This window comes from Sedimentibacter sp. B4, from assembly GCF_000309315.1.
Taxonomy (GTDB): domain Bacteria; phylum Bacillota; class Clostridia; order Tissierellales; family Sedimentibacteraceae; genus Sedimentibacter; species Sedimentibacter saalensis.
This window is the reverse complement of the sequence record NZ_CANG01000473.1, coordinates 1-213: the sequence shown is the minus strand read 5'-3', so window position 1 is coordinate 213 and position 213 is coordinate 1. Positions and strand designations below refer to the sequence as shown.

Below are 213 nucleotides of genomic sequence, written 5' to 3'. Positions count from 1 at the left end.
AGCCCGAGCGTCGGCACCTGATTCTCCCGGGCGTAGCGCAGCGCGCCGAGCTTGCCCTCCACGCCGCGGATGCCGAAACCACCGGGCACGCAGACCCCGTCCACGTCGCCGAGTTCTGCGGCCGCACCGGCCGGCGTCTCGCAGGTATCCGATGCGACCCAGCGCACGTTCACCTTCGCCCAGTTGGCGAAGCCGCCGGCCCGCAGGGCCTCA

The 213-nt window shown here is 72.8% G+C and carries 1 pseudogene; it reads right to left on the bottom strand.

The annotated features are described in order from the left end of the window. Positions 1-213: pseudogene (locus BN358_RS11905) on the bottom strand (CTP synthase); the annotation flags it as partial.